This is a genomic window from Burkholderia sp. Tr-20390 (assembly GCF_017104595.1).
Taxonomy (GTDB): Bacteria; Pseudomonadota; Gammaproteobacteria; order Burkholderiales; family Burkholderiaceae; genus Burkholderia.
Genome location: NZ_JAAGPC010000056.1, coordinates 28,799 through 48,722 on the forward strand (window position 1 = coordinate 28,799; position 19,924 = coordinate 48,722).

The window sequence follows — 19,924 nt, forward strand, 5'->3', positions numbered from 1 at the left end:
GCAGGAAGGTCAACGTAACCGGAAAGTATAGCAGGCGAGGGCCTGCCCCCGCTGGCAGCGGCCCGGGCCGGATGCCGGGCAGGTACAATCCGCGCCATGGAAACTTATGACATCGCCGTGATCGGCGCGGGCGCCGCCGGAATGATGAGCGCCGCGGTGGCCGGGCAACTCGGCCGCCGCGTCGTGCTGATCGATCACGCGCCGCGGCTCGCCGAGAAGATCCGCATCTCGGGCGGCGGCCGCTGCAACTTCACGAACCTGTACGCCGGCCCCGACAACTATCTGTCGTCGAATCCGCATTTTGCGCGCTCGGCGCTGGCGCGCTATACGCCGCGCGACTTCCTCGGGCTGCTCAAGCGCCATCACGTGACCTGGCACGAAAAGCACAAGGGCCAGCTCTTTTGCGACCACGGCAGCGACGCGATCATCGACGTGCTGAAGCACGAGTGCGACGCGGGCGGTATCGCGTGGCGCCGGCCCGTCGTCGTCGACGCGGTGCGCCACGCGCCGTCCGATGGCTTCACGCTCGACACGCAGCAGGCGGGGACGATCGGTGTGCGCGCACTGATCATCGCGACCGGCGGCCTCTCGATCCCGAAGATCGGCGCGACCGACTTCGGTTACCGGATCGCCAAGCAGTTCGGTCACAAGCTCATCGACACGCGGCCCGCGCTCGTGCCGTTGACGTTCGCGCAGCAGGACTGGGAGCCGTTCGCGGCGTTGTCCGGCGTATCGCTCGAGGTGCGCGTGTCGACCGGCGACAAGAAGCGCGGCGGCGAATTCGTCGAGGACCTGTTGCTGACCCACCGCGGCCTGTCCGGGCCCGGGATCCTGCAGATCTCGAGTTACTGGCAGCCCGGCGACCCGATTCGCGTCGATCTGTTGCCGCAGCGCGACACGGTGGCCGACCTGCTCGACGCGAAGCGCACGTCAAAGCGCCAGATCGGTTCGCTGCTCGCCGACTGGGTGCCGTCGCGCCTCGCGCATGCGTGGCTCGACACACATCGCGTCGCGGCCGACGCGCGGCTCGCGGACCTGCCCGACAAGACGCTGCGCCAGATCGGCGACGCGCTGTCCGGCTGGACGCTGACGCCGAACGGCACCGAGGGCTACAAGAAGGCCGAAGTGACGAAGGGCGGGGTCGATACGCGCGACCTGTCGTCGACGACGATGATGAGCGCACGCGTACCGGGGCTGTTCTTCGTCGGCGAGGCGGTGGACGTGACGGGCTGGCTCGGCGGCTACAACTTCCAGTGGGCGTGGGCGTCCGGCACGGCGGCCGGACAGGCCGCGGCGGAGTATGCGCGCGGCGCCTGACGGGGCTGGGCCGACGCCGTTTTGGCGGGGCCGGGCCCCGTGCCTTTAGGCAATCGCTCTGCTATACTCGGTAGTCTTTCCCTGCAAACCTTTATTCGTGTCGGATCATGACGATCATTCGCGTTAAAGAGAACGAGCCGTTCGAAGTTGCAATGCGTCGCTTCAAGCGTACGATCGAGAAGAATGGTCTGTTGACCGAGCTTCGTGCGCGCGAGTTTTACGAGAAGCCGACCGCGGAGCGCAAGCGCAAGAAGGCTGCTGCAGTGAAGCGTCATTACAAGCGCATCCGCAGCCAGACACTGCCGAAGAAGCTGTACTGAACGATTGGGCGCCGCGCGGTTCGCTGAGCGGCGCACCGGCGACTCCGTGCGATCAGGTGATCGCGAAAGATCGAGCATGATCGTGCGACCGATCGGGCGAGCCGCCGATGCCGGATTCGAGCAACCCGCTTGAGACATTGTCCCAAGCGGGTTTTTGTGTTGACGCCCTTTGGCGGGCGTCGGATTCACGTTTCCTTCCCGGGTGAAAGATGAGTTTGAAAGAGCAGATCAGCGAAGACATGAAGGCCGCGATGCGCGCGAAGGACAGCGAGCGCCTGGCAACGATTCGCCTGCTGATGGCCGCGATCAAGCAGCGCGAAGTCGACGATCAGATCACCCTCGACGATGCGGGCATCACGGCCGTGATCGACAAGATGATCAAGCAGCGCAAGGATTCGATCAGCCAGTTCCAGGCCGCCAGCCGTGACGACCTCGTCGCGAAGGAGCAGGCCGAACTGGTCGTGCTGAGCGGCTACATGCCCGAGCAGCTGTCGGAGGCCGAGGTGGCCGCCGAAGTCCAGGCCGCGGTCGCGCAGACGGGCGCCGCCGGCCCGCAGGACATGGGCAAGGTGATGGGCGTGCTGAAGGGCAAGCTCGCCGGCCGCGCCGACATGACGGCCATTTCCGCGCTGGTCAAGGCCGCGCTCACGAAGTAACACCTGTTTCCCCGGCGCGCGGTGCGTGCGCCGGGGTGTCGTATTGTCTTTTTTCGCTCGATCCCACGGTGATTCCGCATTCGTTCCTGCAGGACTTGCTGAACCGCGTCGATATCGTCGACGTGGTGGGCAAGTACGTGCAGCTCAAGAAGGGCGGCGCCAATTTCATGGGGCTGTGCCCGTTCCATAACGAGAAGAGCCCGTCGTTTACCGTTAGTCCAACCAAGCAGTTCTATCACTGCTTCGGTTGCGGGGCGCACGGCACCGCGATCGGCTTCCTGATGGAACACGCGGGGCTCACGTTCCCGGAGGCCGTGCAGGATCTCGCGCAGTCCGTCGGGCTGACCGTGCCGCACGAGCCGTCGATGCGTGGCGGCGGTGGGGGCGGCGGCGGTGGCGGTGACTATCCGGCGCCGGTGTCGAAATCGGTCGCGACTGCGTTGTCCGATGCGATGACCGCCGCGTGCGACTACTACCGCAAGCAGTTGCGCGGCGCGACCGTCGCGATCCAGTACCTGAAGAACCGGGGCCTGACCGGCGAGATTGCTGCGCGCTTCGGGCTCGGTTATGCGCCGGACGGCTGGCAGAACCTCGAGGCCGCGTTCCCGGATTATCGCGACGAGTCGCTCGTCGAGTCGGGGCTCGTGATCGTCAGCGAGAAGACCGATGCGCAGGGCGTCGCGCGCCGCTACGACCGGTTCCGCGAGCGGATCATGTTCCCGATCCGCAATGTGAAGGGCCAGGTGATCGGCTTCGGCGGGCGCGTGCTCGGCAGCGGCGAGCCGAAGTACCTGAACTCGCCTGAAACCCCGCTGTTCAACAAGGGCAGCGAGCTGTACGGCCTGTTCGAGGCGCGGCTCGCGATTCGCGAGCGCAAGTACGTGCTGGTCGTCGAAGGCTACATGGACGTCGTCGCGCTCGCCCAGCTCGGGTTCCCGAACGCGGTCGCGACGCTCGGTACCGCGTGCACGCCGATTCACGTGCAGAAGCTGCTGCGCCAGACCGATACGGTCATTTTCAGCTTCGACGGCGATTCGGCCGGGCGGCGAGCGGCCCGGCGAGCGCTCGAGGCCTGCCTGCCGCATGCGGGGGACAACCGCACGATCCGGTTCCTTTTTCTACCGGCCGAGCACGATCCGGACAGCTATGTGCGCGAGTTCGGCGAGGCGGCGTTCTCCGAGCAGGTCGAGCGCGCGATGCCGTTGTCGCAATTTTTGCTGAACGAAGCAATTTCCGGCAAGGCGCTCGATCAGCCGGAAGGCCGCGCGAAGGCGCTGTTCGATGCGAAGCCGTTGTTGCAGGCGCTGCCCGCGAACGCGTTGCGCGCGCAGATCATGCACATGTTCGCCGACCGCCTTGATATCCCGTTCGAAGAGGTCGCGGCGCTCTCCGACGTCGATACGCGGATCGCGGCACCGCCGCGCCAGGCGCCCCCGCGCAGCGAGCGGCGCCGCGTGACGGACAGTGAAAAGCGTGCATTGCGCACGCTGGTGATGCATCCGCGCATCGCGTCGCAGCTCGACGATGAGCAGTTGGCGACCCTGCGCGCATTGCCGCGCATCGGCGAGCTGTTCGCGGAAGTCGTCGATCACGCGCGCGCGCTGGGCGAAGGCGCGGAGTTCCGGCTGCTGTCGGATGTCCTGCGGACGTCCTCGAATGGAGCGACTTACGAGGAAATCTTCCGCGAAATTCTGGACTATGATGAAAACGTCCGCGACTTGCTGTTACAGAATCCGGAAGACGAGACGGTGCCCGAGCGGCAGCGTGAACAGGAACGGATCGCGGGGGAGGAACTGCAGGCGGCGGTGCTCAAGATGCGTTACGACGCTTGCTGCGACCGGCTTGACAGGCTGGCGCGGCAATCTACCTTCACACCCGAGGAATTGGCCGAATTGACGGAATTGAACCAGCAGCGAACCGACATGAAGCGTCGGCTCGGGCTGTAGGCGGCTGGAGAGCTTAGAGAGGGCTCCCCAGCGTGCTATAATATAAGGTTTCCAGCGGTTTGTTTTCCAAGCAGAGGCGAGAATCGCGATGGCAAAGACGACAGGCGGAAAGAAAGCAACAGGCAAGGGCTCGACGGAGCCGACCAAAAAGGTCACAGCGGCCAAGTCTGCTTCTTCCACCAGGACAACGTCTTCAGCCACGTCAGCCCCGGCAGGAAAGAAAACCGCGGCCGGCACTGCTCAGGCTGCGCCGGCGCCGGCAGCCAGAACACGGGCTGCCGCCAGACCCGACTCCGGGCCGGCCAAGCCGGCGGCGAAGCGGGCAAGTGCGAAAAGCGCAAGGGACACGACTGCCGCCGCGGACGAAACGGCAGTACGTACTACTCATGCACCCACGGTTCAACCGGCTGTCGTCCAGCAGCCGCGAGTCGATATAGCCGGTACGGCGAACTCCATGACCAAAAAGCTGAACGAAGTATCCGTCGAAGACGACGCAAATCAGAGCGACGAGCAGCCCGCAGCAGCGGCGGCTGCCCCGGGCAAATCCAAGGTGCGCGATCGTCGCGCCAAGGAAAAGGCGCTACTGAAGGAAGCGTTCGCGACGAGCACGCCTGGTACGGCCGAGGAGCTCGAAGAGCGCCGCGTGAAACTGCGCGCGCTGATCAAGCTCGGCAAGGAGCGCGGCTTCCTGACGTACGCCGAAATCAACGACCACCTGCCGGACAACTTCACCGAGACCGAAGCCCTCGAAGGCATCATCGGCACGTTCAACGACATGGGCGTGGCGGTCTACGAGCAGGCGCCGGACGCGGAAACGCTGCTCCTGAACGACAACGCGCCCGCCGCGTCGTCGGACGATGAAGTCGAAGAGGAAGCGGAAGTCGCGCTGTCCACCGTCGATTCGGAATTCGGCCGCACGACCGATCCGGTCCGGATGTACATGCGTGAAATGGGCACGGTCGAGCTGCTCACGCGCGAAGGCGAAATCGAGATCGCGAAGCGGATCGAGGACGGCCTGCGTCACATGGTGATGGCCATCTCCGCGTGCCCGACGACGATCGCCGACATCCTCGCGATGGCCGAACGCGTCGCGAACGAAGAGATCCGCGTCGACGAGCTCGTCGACGGCCTGCTCGATCCGAATGCTTCGGACTCCGCCGATACCGACGGCTTCTCCGCGAAGGAAGCGGAAGCCATCGAGAACGAGGACGAGGAAGCCGAAGAGGAAGAGGAAGAAGAGGAAGAGGAGGAAGATGACGGTGCCGCGCAGGCATCGGCCAACGCCGCCCAGCTCGAAGCCCTCAAGCGTGCGTCGCTCGAGAAGTTCTCGCAGATCAGCGAGTGGTTCGACAAGATGCGCCGCGCATTCGAAAAGGAAGGCTACAAGTCGAAGGCCTACCTGAAGGCGCAGGAAACGATCCAGACCGAACTGATGACGATCCGCTTCACCGCGCGTACCGTCGAACGCCTGTGCGACACGCTGCGTGCGCAGGTGGACGAAGTGCGTCAGGTCGAGCGCCAGATCCTGCACATCGTCGTCGACAAGTGCGGCATGCCGCGCTCGGAATTCATCGCGCGCTTCCCGGGCAGCGAGACCGATCTCGACTGGGCCGAGAAGATCATGGCCGAAGGCCATTCGTACAGCGCGGTGCTGTCGCGTAACATCCCGGCGATCCGCGAACAGCAGCAGCGCCTGCTCGACCTGCAGGCGCGCGTCGTGCTGCCGCTGAAGGACCTGAAGGAAACCAACCGTCAGATGGCGGCCGGCGAACTGAAGGCGCGCCAGGCGAAGCGCGAAATGACCGAGGCGAACCTGCGTCTCGTGATCTCGATCGCGAAGAAGTACACGAACCGCGGCCTGCAGTTCCTCGACCTGATCCAGGAAGGCAACATCGGCCTGATGAAGGCGGTGGACAAGTTCGAATACCGTCGTGGCTACAAGTTCTCGACCTATGCGACGTGGTGGATCCGTCAGGCCATCACGCGCTCGATCGCGGACCAGGCGCGCACGATCCGTATTCCGGTTCACATGATCGAGACGATCAACAAGATGAACCGCATCTCGCGGCAGATCCTGCAGGAAACCGGTCTCGAGCCGGATCCGGCAACGCTCGCCGAGAAGATGGAGATGCCGGAAGACAAGATCCGCAAGATCATGAAGATCGCGAAGGAGCCGATCTCGATGGAAACGCCGATCGGTGACGACGACGATTCCCATCTCGGCGACTTCATCGAGGACACCAACACGGTCGCGCCGGCGGATGCCGCGCTGCATGCGAGCATGCGCGACGTCGTGAAGGACGTGCTCGATTCGCTGACGCCGCGCGAGGCGAAGGTGCTGCGGATGCGCTTCGGTATCGAGATGAGCACCGATCACACGCTCGAGGAAGTCGGCAAGCAGTTCGACGTCACGCGTGAGCGGATCCGTCAGATCGAGGCCAAGGCGCTGCGCAAGCTGCGTCACCCGAGCCGTTCCGACAAGCTGAAGTCGTTCCTCGAAGGGAACTGATTTCCAGCGTCTCTCCTGCGAACGCCACCGGCATCCGCGTGATGCCGGTGGCGTTTCTCTCCTTTGTTGTTACAATGCCGGCCCGGCTTCTTCGTCGGGGCAGCGTGTGACACGCTTCGCTTCTCATCAGGGCTTGTAGCTCAGCGGTTAGAGCAGTCGACTCATAATCGATTGGTCGCGGGTTCGAACCCCGCCGGGCCCACCAGATTTCATGCGCGCGTTCGTGCGGCATGCCGAAAACCCGCGATCGCTTCATGCGTCGCGGGTTTTTCTTTGCGGGGGCGCGTGACCCATGTCGTGATCAGGAAAGTACCGAGAGGGTGCCGCGTCGCCGTCAATCGAAGTATGCTGTAGCGCGGCCGTTTCACACGCGATACCGATTGCGGCCCAAGGCAAGCCAAACAGCCCCGCGATCCATCCGGCGGCGAGAACAAACAGACTTCGGCCGGGAGTGGGACGGCAATCATGACCATGCTGCGTTCGTGGGGTGCGCTTCTTTCGTTGCTGGCGCTCGTTGCATGCGCGAGCCTGCCGCCGCAGGCAGATCGCGCGCCGACGCACGCGTACACCGATACGGACAACACGCGGCTGGGTGTCGCGTTCCAGCAGCAGGCCAGTACGCATCCGGGGCAGGACGCGTTTCATCTGCTGACCGACCCGGTCGACGCGCTGGATGCGCGCGTGTTGCTCGCCGATCGCGCGGACCGCTCGATCGATCTTCAGTACTACATCTGGCATGACGACTTGACCGGGCACGAACTGGCCGATGCGATCATTCGCGCGGCCGATCGCGGCGTGCGCGTGCGTGCGCTGCTCGACGACCTCGGCACGAACGCGGATGACCGCAAGCTGCTCGAGATCAGTTCGCATCCGAACATCGAGATCCGGCTCTTCAATCCGGTCGCCACGCGCCGGTTCAAGAAGATCGGCACGGTGTTCGAGTTCTCGCGCGTCAATCGTCGCATGCACAACAAGGCGATGATCGCGGACAACCAGGCGGCGATCGTCGGTGGCCGCAATATCGGCGACGAGTATTTCGGCGCATCGTCGATGCTGGAGTTCGGCGATCTCGATGTCGTCGTTCACGGCCCGGTCGTGAAGGACATTTCGACCGAATTCGATACGTTCTGGAATTCCCCGTACGCGTACCCGATCAGTGCGCTGGTCGGGCACGATGCGGCGCCGGGTGGGCTGGACCGCGAGCGCGAACGGTTGCGCGACTACCTGAGGGCCATGGAAGACAATCCGTACGTGCTCGAGGCCAGACAGCGGCTCGACCGGATCGTTCACGGGCAGGGCACGGAACTGTCGTGGGGGCACGCGACGGTGCTGTACGACGATCCGTCGAAGATCGCGCATGCGCCGAAGGACAGCGACGGACACCTGATGCCGCAGCTGCGGGCGCTCGCGTTGCAGCCCGAACATGACCTGCTGATCGTGTCGCCGTATTTCGTGCCGGGCAAGGAGGTCGTCGAGCGGCTGCGCGCGCTCACGGCGCGTGGCGTGCGCGTGACGGTGCTGACCAACTCGCTCGCGTCGACCGACGTCGCGGCCGTGCATGCGGGCTACCGGCACTATCGGAGCGATCTCGTGGCGGCCGGCGTGCGGCTTTACGAGCGGCGGCCGTCGGGTGACAAGAGTATCTCGAAGCAGGTCATCATCGGGTCGTCGCGCGCATCGCTGCATGCCAAGACCTACGTGTTCGATCACAAGAGCATTTTCATCGGGTCGATGAATCTCGATCCGCGCTCGCTGAATCTCAATACGGAGATCGGCGTTTACTGCGAGAGTCCGGCGATTGCGTCGCAGGTGGCCAACGATCTGGAGGCACGGCTCGATCGCATCGCGTGGCGGGTCGAGCTGAGAACCGATCCGGCGGGCAAAGGGCGGCTCAAGTGGATTCAGACCGATTCGGACGGGAAGGTCACCGAGCTCGATCACGAACCGGAAGTGTCTGCTGCGCGGCGGATGGAAGTCTGGTTCCTCGGGCTGTTTCCGCTCGAGTCGCAACTGTGAGCAACGATGCCGGCGCGACATTCAGCCGCGCGTGCGGCCGTGTTGCTCGATGATGGCTGCGAGCTGCCTCGTCGCGGCTTCGATCGTCGCGTCGTTAAGCCCGGAATAGCCCAGCACGAAGCCGTTGTATGAGCGGCCGTCGCCGACCCGATAGCTGCTCAGCGGCTGAAGCAGCAGGCCATGCGCGGCTGCGGCGCGGGCGACGTCGGTGTCGTGCAGCGGCATCGCGAGATTGGCCGACAGATGCATGCCGCCCGCGCTTTCGCGAATGCCCAGCACGGCCCCGAGGTGGCGGGCGAGTGCGGCTTCGAGGCTGCTCCGACGCTCGGCGTACAGCGTCCTCATCCTGCGCAGGTGTCGTGCAAAGAGGCCGGTGTCGATGAATTCGGCCATCGCCAGTTGATCGGCCGAGTGGCCGCGATGGACGAGTTCGCGCAGCGTGCGGGTGAAGCGATCGACCAGCGTCGGCGGTACCACCATGAAGCCGAGCCGGAGGGCGGGAAACATCGTCTTGCTGAAGGTGCCGAGATAGCAGACCGGTGCGTCGGCATCGAGGCCCTGGATCGCGGGCAGGGGCTGGCCGCCGTGGCGGAACTCGCTGTCGTAATCGTCCTCGATGATCCACGCGCCGCACGCACGTGCGTGCTCGACGAGCGCCGCGCGCCGACGGGGGCTCATCAGCGCGCCGAGCGGGTACTGGTGCGACGGTGTCGTATAGATCAGCCGGGGCGGCCGGGTGCGCCATTGTTCGTCGGTTGGCGCCATGCCTTCGTGGTCGACCTCGATTGGCACGAGCTCCAGCCCGGTCGACCGGAATGCGGTTCGGGCGCCGTTGTAGCAGGGGTTCTCGAGCCAGCCATATTCACCGGGATTCGCCAGCATGCGCGCGCACAGTTCGAGGCTGCTTTGCGTGCCGTCGGTGATGAATACCTGGCCTGTTTCGCAGCGCACGCCGCGCGAGACCCGGATGTAGGCGGCCACGGCACGCCGCAATTCGGGCAGCCCTTCGACCGGGCCGTAGGCGAGCTGCGCGGGCTTGATGACTTTCCATGCGCGCTCGATGCAACGGCGCCATTGGGCGACGGGGAATTCATCGAGCGAAGGGAGGCCGGGAACGAACGGCAGCATGCGTTCGGGTTCGGGATCGGCGTTCTCCAGCCCATGCACGCGCTCGGACAATCGAACCGGGGCCGGGCCGCGTTCGGGCTCTGTGGTGGAACGGCCGCACCCGTCCCATAGTGTGATCGTCCCGTTGCGCGTGGCCGCCACGAAGCCTTCCTCGGCAAGGCGCTCGTACGCATAGACCGCCGAGTTGCGCGCGATGCCCAGCTCGGCCGCGAGCACGCGCGTCGACACGAGCCGCGTGCCGGGCGGGATGTGCCCGTCCAGCAGCATGTTGCGCAGGCTCCGGTAGAGGGTCTCCTGCTGGCTGTGTCGTGTCGTGCCGTCCTGTCTGGAAAGCGATGAGACGAGCAGCGCGAGATCCATGGGCTGGTTCCAGAATTTTTCGTTGAGCTGGTTCTTTTGAAGATTCGACGCGCGTCGTATCGTTCACGTTCTCGTGGTGCCGGCGCGGTGCGCGGGCATGTCCAGCGATCGTCACGGATAGGCGCGTACGCGTATTTTGATTGATTTGCCAAGCGACTGTCGATGGGCCGATCGACCGGTCATTCGCGCGCGCAAGCTGTAGCGTTCGATGCCATTCACTTCGTAGTACAAATATATTTCGAGTGAATGCCTGCGCGTTGCCGAAACGCGGGCCGCTCGATGCGCGCAAGAGCGTGCAAACAGGAAAACGAAACATGAAAGACCAGACCGTCATCTCACCCACATCCCGCACCACCATTCGCCGCCTGCCGGAGCTGGCAAACCACGATCGCGAGATGCTTCATCGCATCGTGGACGAGGCCTACGTGTGCCACATTGCATTCGGTTCGGGCGAGGACACGCACTGCATCCCGACCGCGCACTGGAGACGGGGCGATCACCTCTATATTCACGGATCGAACGGCAGCCGGATGATCAAGGCGCTGGCCGCGGGTGCACAGGCCTCCGTCGCGATGACGTTGCTGGACGGTCTCGTGTTGGCGAGGTCGGCCTTCAACCATTCGATGAATTATCGATCCGCGGTGATCTACGGGCGGTTCGAGATGGTGGAGGGCAGTGCGGACAAGCTGGCGGCGCTGGATGCATTGATGGACAAGATCGCGCCGGGTCGCAGGCATGACGCGCGGCCCGGCAACGAGAAAGAAATCAATGCGACCAGCGTGCTGCGGATTGCGCTTGCGGAAGCAGCCGTGAAGGTCAGCGACTCAATGCCGTCCGACAAGGACGAAGATCTCGCGCTTGCTGTCTGGACGGGGATCCTGCCGCTGAAGATGACGCGCGGTGCGCCGGTCCATGCCGAGGGCAGCGTGCCGGTGCCGGATTATGTCCGGAACTGGGAGGAGTAAGTTGCACGGCAGGGCCGTGCGGTTTCGCTGAGAATGGTGGCGCGCGGAATGTTGCGCCGAGCTGCGTTCGCACGGCAACGAGACGCGATTTCGCCGCCGGCAGTGCGAATACCGCGCTGCCGTCACGGCGAGCATTTCACTCGGCGCGATGCTCATGCGTCTCGTGTGGCGGATGCGACTCCGCAGGGTGCGGATGCGGTGCGGGTGCGTGCTCGGGGGCCGGTTGCCGCGGCTGCGCTGCCGCGTGTTCCTGTGGTTGCGCTTCGTTGTGCTGTGGCGTCTCTTTTTGCACGTGCTGCAGAGTCTCGTTGCGATGCTGCATGGCTTCGCGCTGGCGTTGCTGCTCCGCATTGTGTTGCTGCAACGCCTCGCGCTGCTGTTGCTCGGCTGCGTTGTGTTGCTGCATTTCCTCGCGTTGCTGCTGTTGTACTGCGTTGTGCTGTTGCATCGCCTCGCGTTGCTGCTGCAATTGCTGCTGGGCGGCCGCACGATTTTCCTGCGCGGCGTGCGCCTGCTGCATGGCCTGCTGCCGCTCTTCGCGCATCGCGTCAGGCGCATGTTGCGCCGGTGCCTCGGCATGCGGTTCGTTCGCACGGTTCTGTGCGAACGCGCCAGGCGACGGGCGCGCGCCGGGGCGCGCGTCGTTCGCGCCGAAGTGCGGCATCGTCATCGGCACGGCGCCAGGGTGTTGCGCCATGGCCTGCCCGCGCATGGGCTCCGCACCCGGCTGCATCGTGTTGCGTTCGATCGTCGTGTTCGTCGTATTGTTGGTGACGTTGCCGCCGTAGTTGTTCGTGATTCGCGTGTTGCGGATGTTGGTGATGTTGTTGATCACGGTGGTCGACTTCGACACGTACGTGGTGTGGTTGTACACCACGGCCGGGCGCTCCCAGCCGCCATTCCAGCGGGGGCCTTCCGGACGCGGCGCGCCCCAGTTCATGCCCCATGCATGCCAACCCCAGTCGTGGTGCCCGAAGATCGCGGCGCCGACGGCGATGCCGATGCCGAACGTGATCACGCCGGCAGTAACGACTTCCCCCGTGCTGTATGAAGGGGGCCGGTACACGTAGCCGGGGTAGGCCGAAACCGGCTCGCCGTAGACGACCGTCGGGTTGTACGACGGGACATAGACGACGTCGGGCTGTGCCGATTCGATCTCGATCGCCTGCGCGGGGGGCGGCACGATCGCCGGCCCGGCGTAGACCACGGGCGCGTCGGTAGCCGGCGTATAACCGGTCGGCGCGGCCTGCGCGACTTGCGTGACCCGCATCTGGCCGCCCGAGCGGAGATGGCCGGACGTCTGCGCGCGCTGGCGCATCACCTGGATCGCGTTCATCACGTCGGTAGGGTCGTTGTAGTAGGCCTGGCCGAGCGACGTGGTCCAGGCCGGGTTCGATGCCATCTGCGACAGCACCGCGGGGAACGCGGTCAATGCCTTGACGGCCGGATCCCATGGCTGCGAATCGGCGGCGGTGGCGAGTGGCTGTCCCTTCAACGACGGATTCTGCATGACCCAGTTATTGGCGGCCGTGACCTGGTCCGGGTACGTTGCACCCGCCAGCACCAGCGCGACGAGCTTGTCGGGGAACAGTGCGATCGGCGCGACCATCTGGTAGAGCTGGTCGGCAGTCGGCGGCGTGTAGGCGACGGGCGTCGAGGCGGGCTGGGCTGCGGCGGCCGCGCTTGCGTCGCTGGCCGCAGCGGCGGCGCTGCTGTCGCCGTTCTTGTTGCAGGCCGAGAGGCCGAGCAGCGACACGATGAGGGACGACGCGATCAGCGTTCTCACGGGGCGGTATGCACGTGTGTTGTTCATGTTGTTCGTTCGGTGTTGTGTCGGCGTTGGCAGGCACGCGGGCCGTGCGATCGGCTTGAGTACTGTGCCGCGGCCGTCAGCGCATGCTCCGGGGGCATCGGCCGGGGCTGGCGGCAGGGTCGCGCTCGCAGCGTGGTTGTCCCGCGACGAATCGATATATTCAGTTAAACGCACGACACGCGCGGAAGTTGTCTGTGCGTTGTGTAACAGTGTGTACCTTGCAGTCCGTAAGCGGGTCGATGCTGCCCGGGTAATGGACATGAAAGTTGCTTGTGCAACGATTGGAAGGTTGGAGAAGGCATCGTCGCGCCGGAGGTTGCGCCTCGAGATTGCGCGGAACACAAAAAACCCGCGAAGGCCTTGCGGCCCTCACGGGTTGCTCAAGCGATCACATCCGGTTCCATGCATGCGCTGCGGTGCGCATGCGGAACCGGGGCGGTCATCTTTCCATCAGCGTGCGAAATCCGATGTGCTCTGGATGAACGTGTTCAGCTTCGAGATGTTCACGCTGCCGAAGCCCGTCGTCGCGTCCCAACCGGCCTTCGCCTTGTAGCCGTAGGTGCCGCTGCCGTTGTTGCCGGACGTGACGTCGTGCAGTAGCGCCGCGTTGCTCGGGAAGTACTTGTAGATGCTCGACGCGGGGAACCCGAGCGCATTGTTGTTGGCGGACTGCAGGCGCGCCCAGATGCCTGTGAAGATCGGCGCGGCGAGGCTCGTGCCGCCTTCGTTGTTGAGGTAGCCGGAGCCCCACAGCGTGTCGGACGTCTGGCCGTTGACGACGAGAATCGCGCCGGTGCGCAGGTCCGCGTCGAAGCCGACGTCGGGCAGTGCGCGCTTGGTCGATCCCGTGAGGCTCGACGATTGCCACGACGGCGCGGCTTCGTACTTGCTGTACCCGCCGCCCGTCGACCACACGGTGCCCGGCTGCCAGCTCGGATCGTTCCAGACGATCTCGCTGTTGTACGCGTTGGTCGACGTATTGGTGAACAGCGTCGTGCCGCCCACCGCGATCACGTACGGCGATGTTGCCGGCTCGCTCACCGTGTAGGTCGAGCGCGACGGCGTACCGCTCGCACATTCGTACGCGCCATGGTCGCCGGCGGATACCGAGAAGGTCTGCCCCTGCGCGACTGCCTGCTTGAAGATGGTGTCGTCGGTGGCCTGCGAGCCGGTGCTGTTCGCGGACGATTCACACACGCCGAGCGACACGTTGATCACCTTTGCGACGTTGTCGGTCACGGCCTTGTTGTACGCGGCGGTGATCGCCGTGAGCGTCATCGACGGTGCGACGTAGAACACGACCTGCTTCACGCTGCCGCCGGCCGCGCCGACGATCGACTGGCTGTCGAGGTTCCATTCGACGGTGCCGTCGGTGTCGGTGTACGAGCTGCCGGACGGGCCCGTCTTCACGATGCTGCTGCTGATCGTGCCGAGGCTGTTGTTTGCGGCGAACGTATTGAGGTCGCTCACCGTCTGCGACAGGTCGCCTTCGGAAATGATGCCGACGGTGGTCTGCGACGCGGTCGGCGTGCCGTCGCCGCCGTAGATCGACGAGAATTCGGTCGGGTTGTGCGGCACCGCCGATGCGCCGGCCGGAATCGTCAGGTTGCTGGTGTTGCCTTGCGGCTGGCTGCCCGCGCCCGTGTGCATCAGCTCGACGTTCTGCAGGCCCAGCACCGAACCCACGACGCCGCCGATCGCGTTCGGCACTTGCGCGGCGTCGGTGTTCGCGTAGACGCTGCGGCCGTTGCGCGTGAAGCGCTTGAGCGTCGTGCGGAACGCGGACTTGACGGTGGCCGCGGTGCCGGACGCGGAGACCAGCAGACGGTTCGGCGCGACGACGATGTTCACGAAGCCTGCCGTGCGCAGATGCGCGACGACCGAGGCGACCTGCTGGTCGGTCGGCGCGTATTGCGACGCGAACTGCGCCGGCGTGAGGAACTGCCGGTAGTGCGGCGAACCAGGCGTATGCAGGTCGTGCAGATACTGGTCGAGTTGCGCCTCGTTGCGCAGGTTCAGCCCGAGCACGATGTCCACCGACTCGCCCGGCGCCATCTCGACGGCGGCTGCTGCAGCCGCCGCCGTGCTCGCGGCGGGCGCGCCGGCCGTACCGGCTTCGCTCTGCTGCACGAGCGGCAGGAAACCCTTGGTGTGCGTTTCCGTCCAGCCGGCCGCAGGCGCGGCATGGGCGGTCGCCATGCCGAACGATGCGGCGGCCGCGGCGGCGAAGGCGAGTTTGACGAAGCGATTGTGCTTTTGATTCTTGTCTGCAACCTGATTCATTTGAATTACCCCTCCGGTTGAACATCGAACAGCACGAACAACAACGGTCGACAGCGGTGCGGGTCATGCACCGCCGATTTCTGTCGCACGCGTGCGGATGGCACGGACGCGACAGGGCCTTTCGCCCGATCCGGAACGGTGTCTTTTCTCCGGGGGCGAAATACGGAAAACGCGGTAACGGGAAGGCTGCGCCGCGATACGACACAACTGCGCCGGACGTGACGCGGGCGGGGTTGCTAGAGCAACAGTTTCGTTGTCCTGCTCATTTGATTCGATCCTTCGACCCGCTGCCGGATGGCAGTTGTCCAATGAGATGCATCGGGATGTTGCATGCGTCGGCGCGCGAACGATGCGGCCGGCGGCGAGCACTGCGGTGCGGCGAAAGCGAAAAAACGTAGAGCGGAAGCGATTGCGTAGTGAGCAATTCGTCAGATTGCTTGCATCGGACGGTATCAAGAACGAAAGCGAGGTGTCAAACTTTTTTTGATTATATGAAACTAAATTAAAGCGAATAGGCGCAATGTTTTTGAAAATATTGGCAGTGTTTTGTAATATTCGAGGCCGCCAAATAAAGTAATGCGGAATGCGAATTGCCGATCATTTCCGGTTTGATGCGTAATGGGCGCAATTCGCCGATCGTGTTCGAGGCGTGACTCGAATCGCTGGGTCGCGGTGAAGCGAGGCGAGCACGCGGGCATCAGGAAGCAGGGCATGAAGCTACTGCCGCGCACCTGCATGCTGCAGCGCGTCCACGGCTTCCGTGTTGTCGTGCGACCGCGCGAGCTGCAACAGCGACTGACCGCGCCGATCGACATGATTCGGATTCGCGCCACGCGCGACGAGGAGCGGAATCAGGTCGAATCGGTTGAACAGCGTGGCAAATCCCAGCGCGGTTTCCCCGGCGCCGTTCGTCTGGTCGATCGGGCATGGCGTGTCGATCAGGCGCCGCGCGATGTCGGGTTCGTTCTTGAAGAGGGCACCCATCAGCGCCGTATTGCCGTGGCGGTCGCCGGCGCATGCGTTTGCGCCGGCCGACAGCAGGTAGTCGAGCGCGGCGGGCTGGCCATCGTAGGACGCGAGTATCACGGCCGTAAAGCCATGGCTGTCGGTGGCATCGACGGGATAGCCGGCGTCGTGCAATGCGCGCAGGATGTCGACGCGGCCGACGCGGGCGGCGTCGAACCAGTCGCCGTCGTAGCGACGCAGCGCGGCAGGGTCGGCCGGCGCATACGCCGGCTGGTCGGGAAGGTGCGCGCAACCGGCGAGCGCGGCCAGCGCCAGGGCTGTCGCGGTGGAGCGGATCGCGCGCGTCAGGCGTTCGGATTGCATGAGGATGTCCTGATGGGTGGGTAAGGTCGACGTGCGCGGCGCAACCCCGCACGTCGACGGCGACCGGAGTCGCGGGATCAGTTCTCGCTCAGCTTCGCGGCGAGCGCCTGCACTTGCCCGACGTCGGCGTGCACGGCCTGCGCGAGACGCGTGCCGTAGTCGGCATCGGCCTTGTAGAAGTACGACAGCATCGCGTACTGGTTGTGCGCGTTCGTCACCTTGCCGAGGTCGCCGGACAGCGCGGTGATCAGGTCGTCCCTGTCCTGCTGCGACAGGCTGCGGTAGTACTCGCCCGCCTGACGGAACCGCAGCTTCTTGTGGATCGCTTCCTGCTGCGTCGTTCCGTTGAGCGTCATGCGCACGGACTTGTATTGCGGATCCGGCGCGAGTTCATGCAGCGTCGACGGTTCGTAGTTCACCTCGCCCTTGCGGTCGCCGGCGTTCATCTTGCCGTCCTGGTTGTTGTTGACCACCGGCACGGCGGGCCGGTTGATCGGCAGGTCCATGTAGTTCGCGCCGAGCCGGTACATCTGCGTGTCGGCGTACGCGAACAGCCGGTCCTGCAGCATCCGGTCTTCTGACGGCTCGATGCCGGGCACGAGTCGCGACGGCGCGAACGCCGATTCCTCGGTCGACTGGAAGTAGTTGTCGGGCACCCGGTTCAGCGTCATCGTGCCGATCTTGCGCTCGGGCACGCCCGTCCATACCTTCGTGTCGTCCAGCGCATCGAAGTCGAAACGGTTCAGGTCCTGCGGTGTGAGCACCTGCACGTACAGATCCCACTTCGGGAATTCGCCTTGCTTCAGCGCGCCGTACAGGTCGTTCGTCATCATGTTCCAGTCGCGCCCGATCGATGCATTGATGTCTTGCGGACGCAGGCCGTGCACGCCTTGCTGGCTCTTCCAGTGGAACTTCACGTAATGCACGTCGCCGTGCGCATTGACGAACTTGAACGCGTGCACCGCGAAGCCGTCCATGTGACGATACGAATCGGGCATGCCCGCATTCGTGTACAGCATCGTCAGCATGTTAGTCGCTTCGGGCGTGTGCGCGAAGAAGTCGAACGCAAGGTTCGGGTCCTGCACGCCGGTCACGGCGCTCGGCTTGTTCGCGTGAACGAAGTCGGGGAACTTGATGCCGTCGCGAATGAAGAACACGGGCCAGTTGATGCCGACCATGTCCCAGTTGCCCTGTTGCGTATAGAACTTCACCGCGAAACCGCGCGGATCGCGCGCCTGTTCGGGCGAGCCGCGATAGCCCATCACGGTGGAGAAGCGCACGAACACGGGCGTGCGGGTGCCGGGTGTGAAGACCTTCGCTTTCGTCAGGTTCGAGATGTCGGCGGTCGGCACGAACTCGCCGAATGCGCCGGTGCCGCGTGCATGCACGACCCGTTCCGGAATGCGTTCGCGATCGAAGCGCTGCAGTTTCTCGATGAGTGCGGAGTCTTGCAGGAGCACGGGGCCGGCAGGGCCGGCCGTCTGCGAATTCTCGTTGTCGCCGACGGGGGCGCCCGTGTCTCGCGTGAGTTCGGCGGCATGGGGGGACGCGGAAAGTGCAACGCAGATCGCGGCGACTGCGTGTCTCAGCACGCGATGGGAGGATGAGGACATGACGATGGAACTCCTTGAATCCGATCGGTGGTGGGGAAGCCGACTGAATTAGAAGAGATCGTCAGACGATTGGCTAATTGATATTCGATATGTTTCCGATAGCGACGGCGTCGATGCGGCGTGGGTGCGGTTCTCATCAGCGCGGACGATGAATATTGTTGCGTGCGCAATGAGTTGTTGCGTCGCGCGCCGTGAAGCGATCACAAGCGTCGAACGCGGGTGCGTTGGACTTGCTCCGCATTGCGAGCATCGGCGCCGCAGTAGCCTCGACGAACCCTGCCGTGCGGCACCGATCAACCCGGCATCAACCGGCGCCCGCCTGCCACCCGAGCCCGAGGTTCTTCTGCAACGACACGTAGTCCTTGATCAGCTCGGCCTGCCCGGCGATCACGTTCTGCTGCGCGGCCAACGCTTCGCGTTGCGTATCGAGCAGGTCGATCATCGATGCGACGCCCGCGCGATAGCGCTCGTCCATCAGCGATCGGGAATGCACGGCCGACGTCTGCACCTTGGTGAGCGCAACGACATGCTCGCGCTGGTGCCCGTAACGCTGCAATGCCGTGTTGGCATCCTGCAGGGCGCCGAGCACCGCCTTCTGATAGTTCGCTTCCGCCTCGTCTCGCGATGCCTCGGCCGCGCGCACCGCACCGCGCGTACGCCCGAAGTCGAGAATGTTCCATTGCAGATACGGCGCGCCGACCCAGGTGAAGTTCTGCTTGCGGAACAGGTGGCCCGGATCCGTCGCGCTGAAGCCGAGATCGCCGAGCAGCGTCACCTTCGGGAAATAATCGGCGACGTGCTCGCCGATCTGCGCATTGCTCGATGCGAGCCGGCGCTCGGCCGCGCGAATGTCGGGGCGCTGTTTCAGCAGCGTGGCCGGATCGCCGATCGCGACGCTGCCGGGTAGCGTCGGCAGCGGCGCATCCGATGTCGACAGTGCCGCGTCGAGCGCACCGGGCGCGCGGCCCGTCAGGATCGCGAGCCGGTCGAGCGATTCCGTCACCTGCGCGTCGAGCGGGATCAGCGATGCACGCGTGTTTTCGACTTGCGTCGTCAGGCGTTCGATGTCGGCATCGGCGGCAACGCCACGCGCTCGACGCTGCTGCGTGAGTTCGAGCATCTTCTGCTGCAGCTCGGCAGTGCGCCGCGACAGCGCAAGCCGCTGCTGTTGATCGCGCAGGTCGATGTACGCGTTGGCGACTTCGGCAGCGATCGACACCTGCGTGTCGGCGAGATCGGCGTCGACCGCTTCCGCTTGCGCAGATGCCGCTTCGACCGCGCGGCGCGTGCCGCCGAACAGGTCGATTTCCCAGGTTGCGTCGAAGCCTGCCGAATAGAGCTGCAGCGGGCCCGAGCCACCCAGCGACGGCGAGGTGCCGCCCGATTGACTCGCACCGTTCGACGGCAGCAGCGAACCGAGCGCGCTGACGTCCGGCTCGCGCGTGCGGATGGCGGCGACGGTGGCCGACGATTTCGGCAACTGGGCCGCACGTTGTTGCGCGAGCTGCGCGCGCGATGCGCGCAAGCGGGCTTGTGCCGCGTGCAGATCGGGGTTGTACGCGAGCGCGGCGGTGATCAGGTCGTCGAGCTGGCGATCGTTGAGCGCGTGCCACCATGCGCTCGGCGCGGGCGCCGTGGGGTCGACGCCGGTGGCCGGCGCGCGCACGAA

13 protein-coding genes and 1 tRNA gene are annotated in these 19,924 nt (G+C 64.9%); 8 read left to right on the forward strand and 6 right to left on the reverse strand.

Annotation, left to right across the window (positions count from 1 at the left end):
* The first annotated feature begins 96 nt into the window (after nucleotides 1-96).
* The 7 genes from G3N98_RS17560 (at nucleotide 97) to G3N98_RS17590 (ending at nucleotide 8,764) form a co-directional block, all read left to right on the forward strand.
* Nucleotides 97-1,317: an NAD(P)/FAD-dependent oxidoreductase gene (locus tag G3N98_RS17560; RefSeq protein WP_206148770.1), complete on the forward strand. Its 1,221-nt coding sequence runs from the start codon at nucleotides 97-99 to the stop codon at nucleotides 1,315-1,317.
* 107 nt (nucleotides 1,318-1,424) lie between these two features.
* On the forward strand, nucleotides 1,425-1,637 hold the full coding sequence (rpsU, locus tag G3N98_RS17565) for a 30S ribosomal protein S21 (RefSeq protein ID WP_006479415.1): 213 nt from the start codon (nucleotides 1,425-1,427) through the stop codon (nucleotides 1,635-1,637).
* 209 nt (nucleotides 1,638-1,846) lie between these two features.
* A complete protein-coding gene (locus G3N98_RS17570) occupies nucleotides 1,847-2,293 on the forward strand; it encodes a GatB/YqeY domain-containing protein (RefSeq protein WP_089427999.1) in 447 nt (148 codons plus the stop codon).
* A 68-nt stretch (nucleotides 2,294-2,361) separates the two neighbouring features.
* Complete coding sequence (gene dnaG / locus G3N98_RS17575; RefSeq protein ID WP_089474434.1) at nucleotides 2,362-4,239, forward strand: DNA primase; 1,878 nt, start codon at nucleotides 2,362-2,364, stop codon at nucleotides 4,237-4,239.
* Between the two features lie 88 nt (nucleotides 4,240-4,327).
* A complete protein-coding gene (gene rpoD / locus G3N98_RS17580; protein WP_089427997.1) occupies nucleotides 4,328-6,748 on the forward strand; it encodes an RNA polymerase sigma factor RpoD in 2,421 nt (806 codons plus the stop codon).
* Nucleotides 6,749-6,877: 129 nt separating this feature from the next.
* A tRNA-Ile gene (locus G3N98_RS17585) sits at nucleotides 6,878-6,953 on the forward strand.
* Between the two features lie 260 nt (nucleotides 6,954-7,213).
* Nucleotides 7,214-8,764, forward strand: coding sequence for a phospholipase D family protein (locus G3N98_RS17590; RefSeq protein WP_089474435.1), 1,551 nt, complete (start codon nucleotides 7,214-7,216; stop codon nucleotides 8,762-8,764).
* A gap of 21 nt (nucleotides 8,765-8,785) precedes the next feature.
* Here G3N98_RS17590 and G3N98_RS17595 read toward each other — a convergent pair whose 3' ends face one another.
* Entirely contained in the window at nucleotides 8,786-10,252 is a 1,467-nt protein-coding gene (locus G3N98_RS17595) for a PLP-dependent aminotransferase family protein (RefSeq protein WP_206148771.1), read from the reverse strand.
* Nucleotides 10,253-10,566: 314 nt separating this feature from the next.
* Here G3N98_RS17595 and G3N98_RS17600 point away from each other — a divergent pair, with 314 nt between their 5' ends.
* Nucleotides 10,567-11,217, forward strand: coding sequence for a pyridoxamine 5'-phosphate oxidase family protein (locus G3N98_RS17600; protein WP_206148772.1), 651 nt, complete (start codon nucleotides 10,567-10,569; stop codon nucleotides 11,215-11,217).
* Between the two features lie 136 nt (nucleotides 11,218-11,353).
* On the opposite strand, the gene G3N98_RS17605 is transcribed toward G3N98_RS17600, so the two are convergent.
* The 5 genes from G3N98_RS17605 to G3N98_RS17625 all read right to left on the reverse strand — a co-directional run.
* Entirely contained in the window at nucleotides 11,354-13,030 is a 1,677-nt protein-coding gene (locus G3N98_RS17605) for a DUF3300 domain-containing protein (protein ID WP_206148777.1), read from the reverse strand.
* 450 nt (nucleotides 13,031-13,480) lie between these two features.
* Complete coding sequence (locus G3N98_RS17610) at nucleotides 13,481-15,313, reverse strand: S53 family peptidase (RefSeq protein WP_206148773.1); 1,833 nt, start codon at nucleotides 15,311-15,313, stop codon at nucleotides 13,481-13,483.
* 717 nt (nucleotides 15,314-16,030) lie between these two features.
* The gene (locus G3N98_RS17615; RefSeq protein WP_206148774.1) at nucleotides 16,031-16,642 is read right to left on the reverse strand and encodes an ankyrin repeat domain-containing protein; all 612 of its coding nucleotides are present in this window, start codon (nucleotides 16,640-16,642) and stop codon (nucleotides 16,031-16,033) included.
* Nucleotides 16,643-16,719: 77 nt separating this feature from the next.
* Nucleotides 16,720-18,255, reverse strand: coding sequence for a catalase (locus tag G3N98_RS17620; RefSeq protein ID WP_206148775.1), 1,536 nt, complete (start codon nucleotides 18,253-18,255; stop codon nucleotides 16,720-16,722).
* 304 nt (nucleotides 18,256-18,559) lie between these two features.
* Nucleotides 18,560-19,924 (reverse strand): efflux transporter outer membrane subunit (locus G3N98_RS17625; protein ID WP_206148776.1); only part of this gene is annotated, 1,365 nt, incomplete at its 5' end.

Bases quoted from the DNA above. Each gene is read 5' to 3' on its own strand.
- G3N98_RS17605 (WP_206148777.1), bottom strand. From the start codon at position 13,030: ATGAACAACACACGTGCATACCGCCCCGTGAGAACGCTGATCGCGTCG.
- G3N98_RS17610 (WP_206148773.1), bottom strand. From the start codon at position 15,313: ATGAATCAGGTTGCAGACAAGAATCAAAAGCACAATCGCTTCGTCAAA.
- G3N98_RS17560 (WP_206148770.1), top strand. From the start codon at position 97: ATGGAAACTTATGACATCGCCGTGATCGGCGCGGGCGCCGCCGGAATG.
- G3N98_RS17590 (WP_089474435.1), top strand. From the start codon at position 7,214: ATGACCATGCTGCGTTCGTGGGGTGCGCTTCTTTCGTTGCTGGCGCTC.
- rpoD (WP_089427997.1), top strand. From the start codon at position 4,328: ATGGCAAAGACGACAGGCGGAAAGAAAGCAACAGGCAAGGGCTCGACG.
- G3N98_RS17570 (WP_089427999.1), top strand. From the start codon at position 1,847: ATGAGTTTGAAAGAGCAGATCAGCGAAGACATGAAGGCCGCGATGCGC.
- G3N98_RS17620 (WP_206148775.1), bottom strand. From the start codon at position 18,255: ATGTCCTCATCCTCCCATCGCGTGCTGAGACACGCAGTCGCCGCGATC.
- rpsU (WP_006479415.1), top strand. From the start codon at position 1,425: ATGACGATCATTCGCGTTAAAGAGAACGAGCCGTTCGAAGTTGCAATG.
- G3N98_RS17600 (WP_206148772.1), top strand. From the start codon at position 10,567: ATGAAAGACCAGACCGTCATCTCACCCACATCCCGCACCACCATTCGC.
- G3N98_RS17615 (WP_206148774.1), bottom strand. From the start codon at position 16,642: ATGCAATCCGAACGCCTGACGCGCGCGATCCGCTCCACCGCGACAGCC.
- G3N98_RS17595 (WP_206148771.1), bottom strand. From the start codon at position 10,252: ATGGATCTCGCGCTGCTCGTCTCATCGCTTTCCAGACAGGACGGCACG.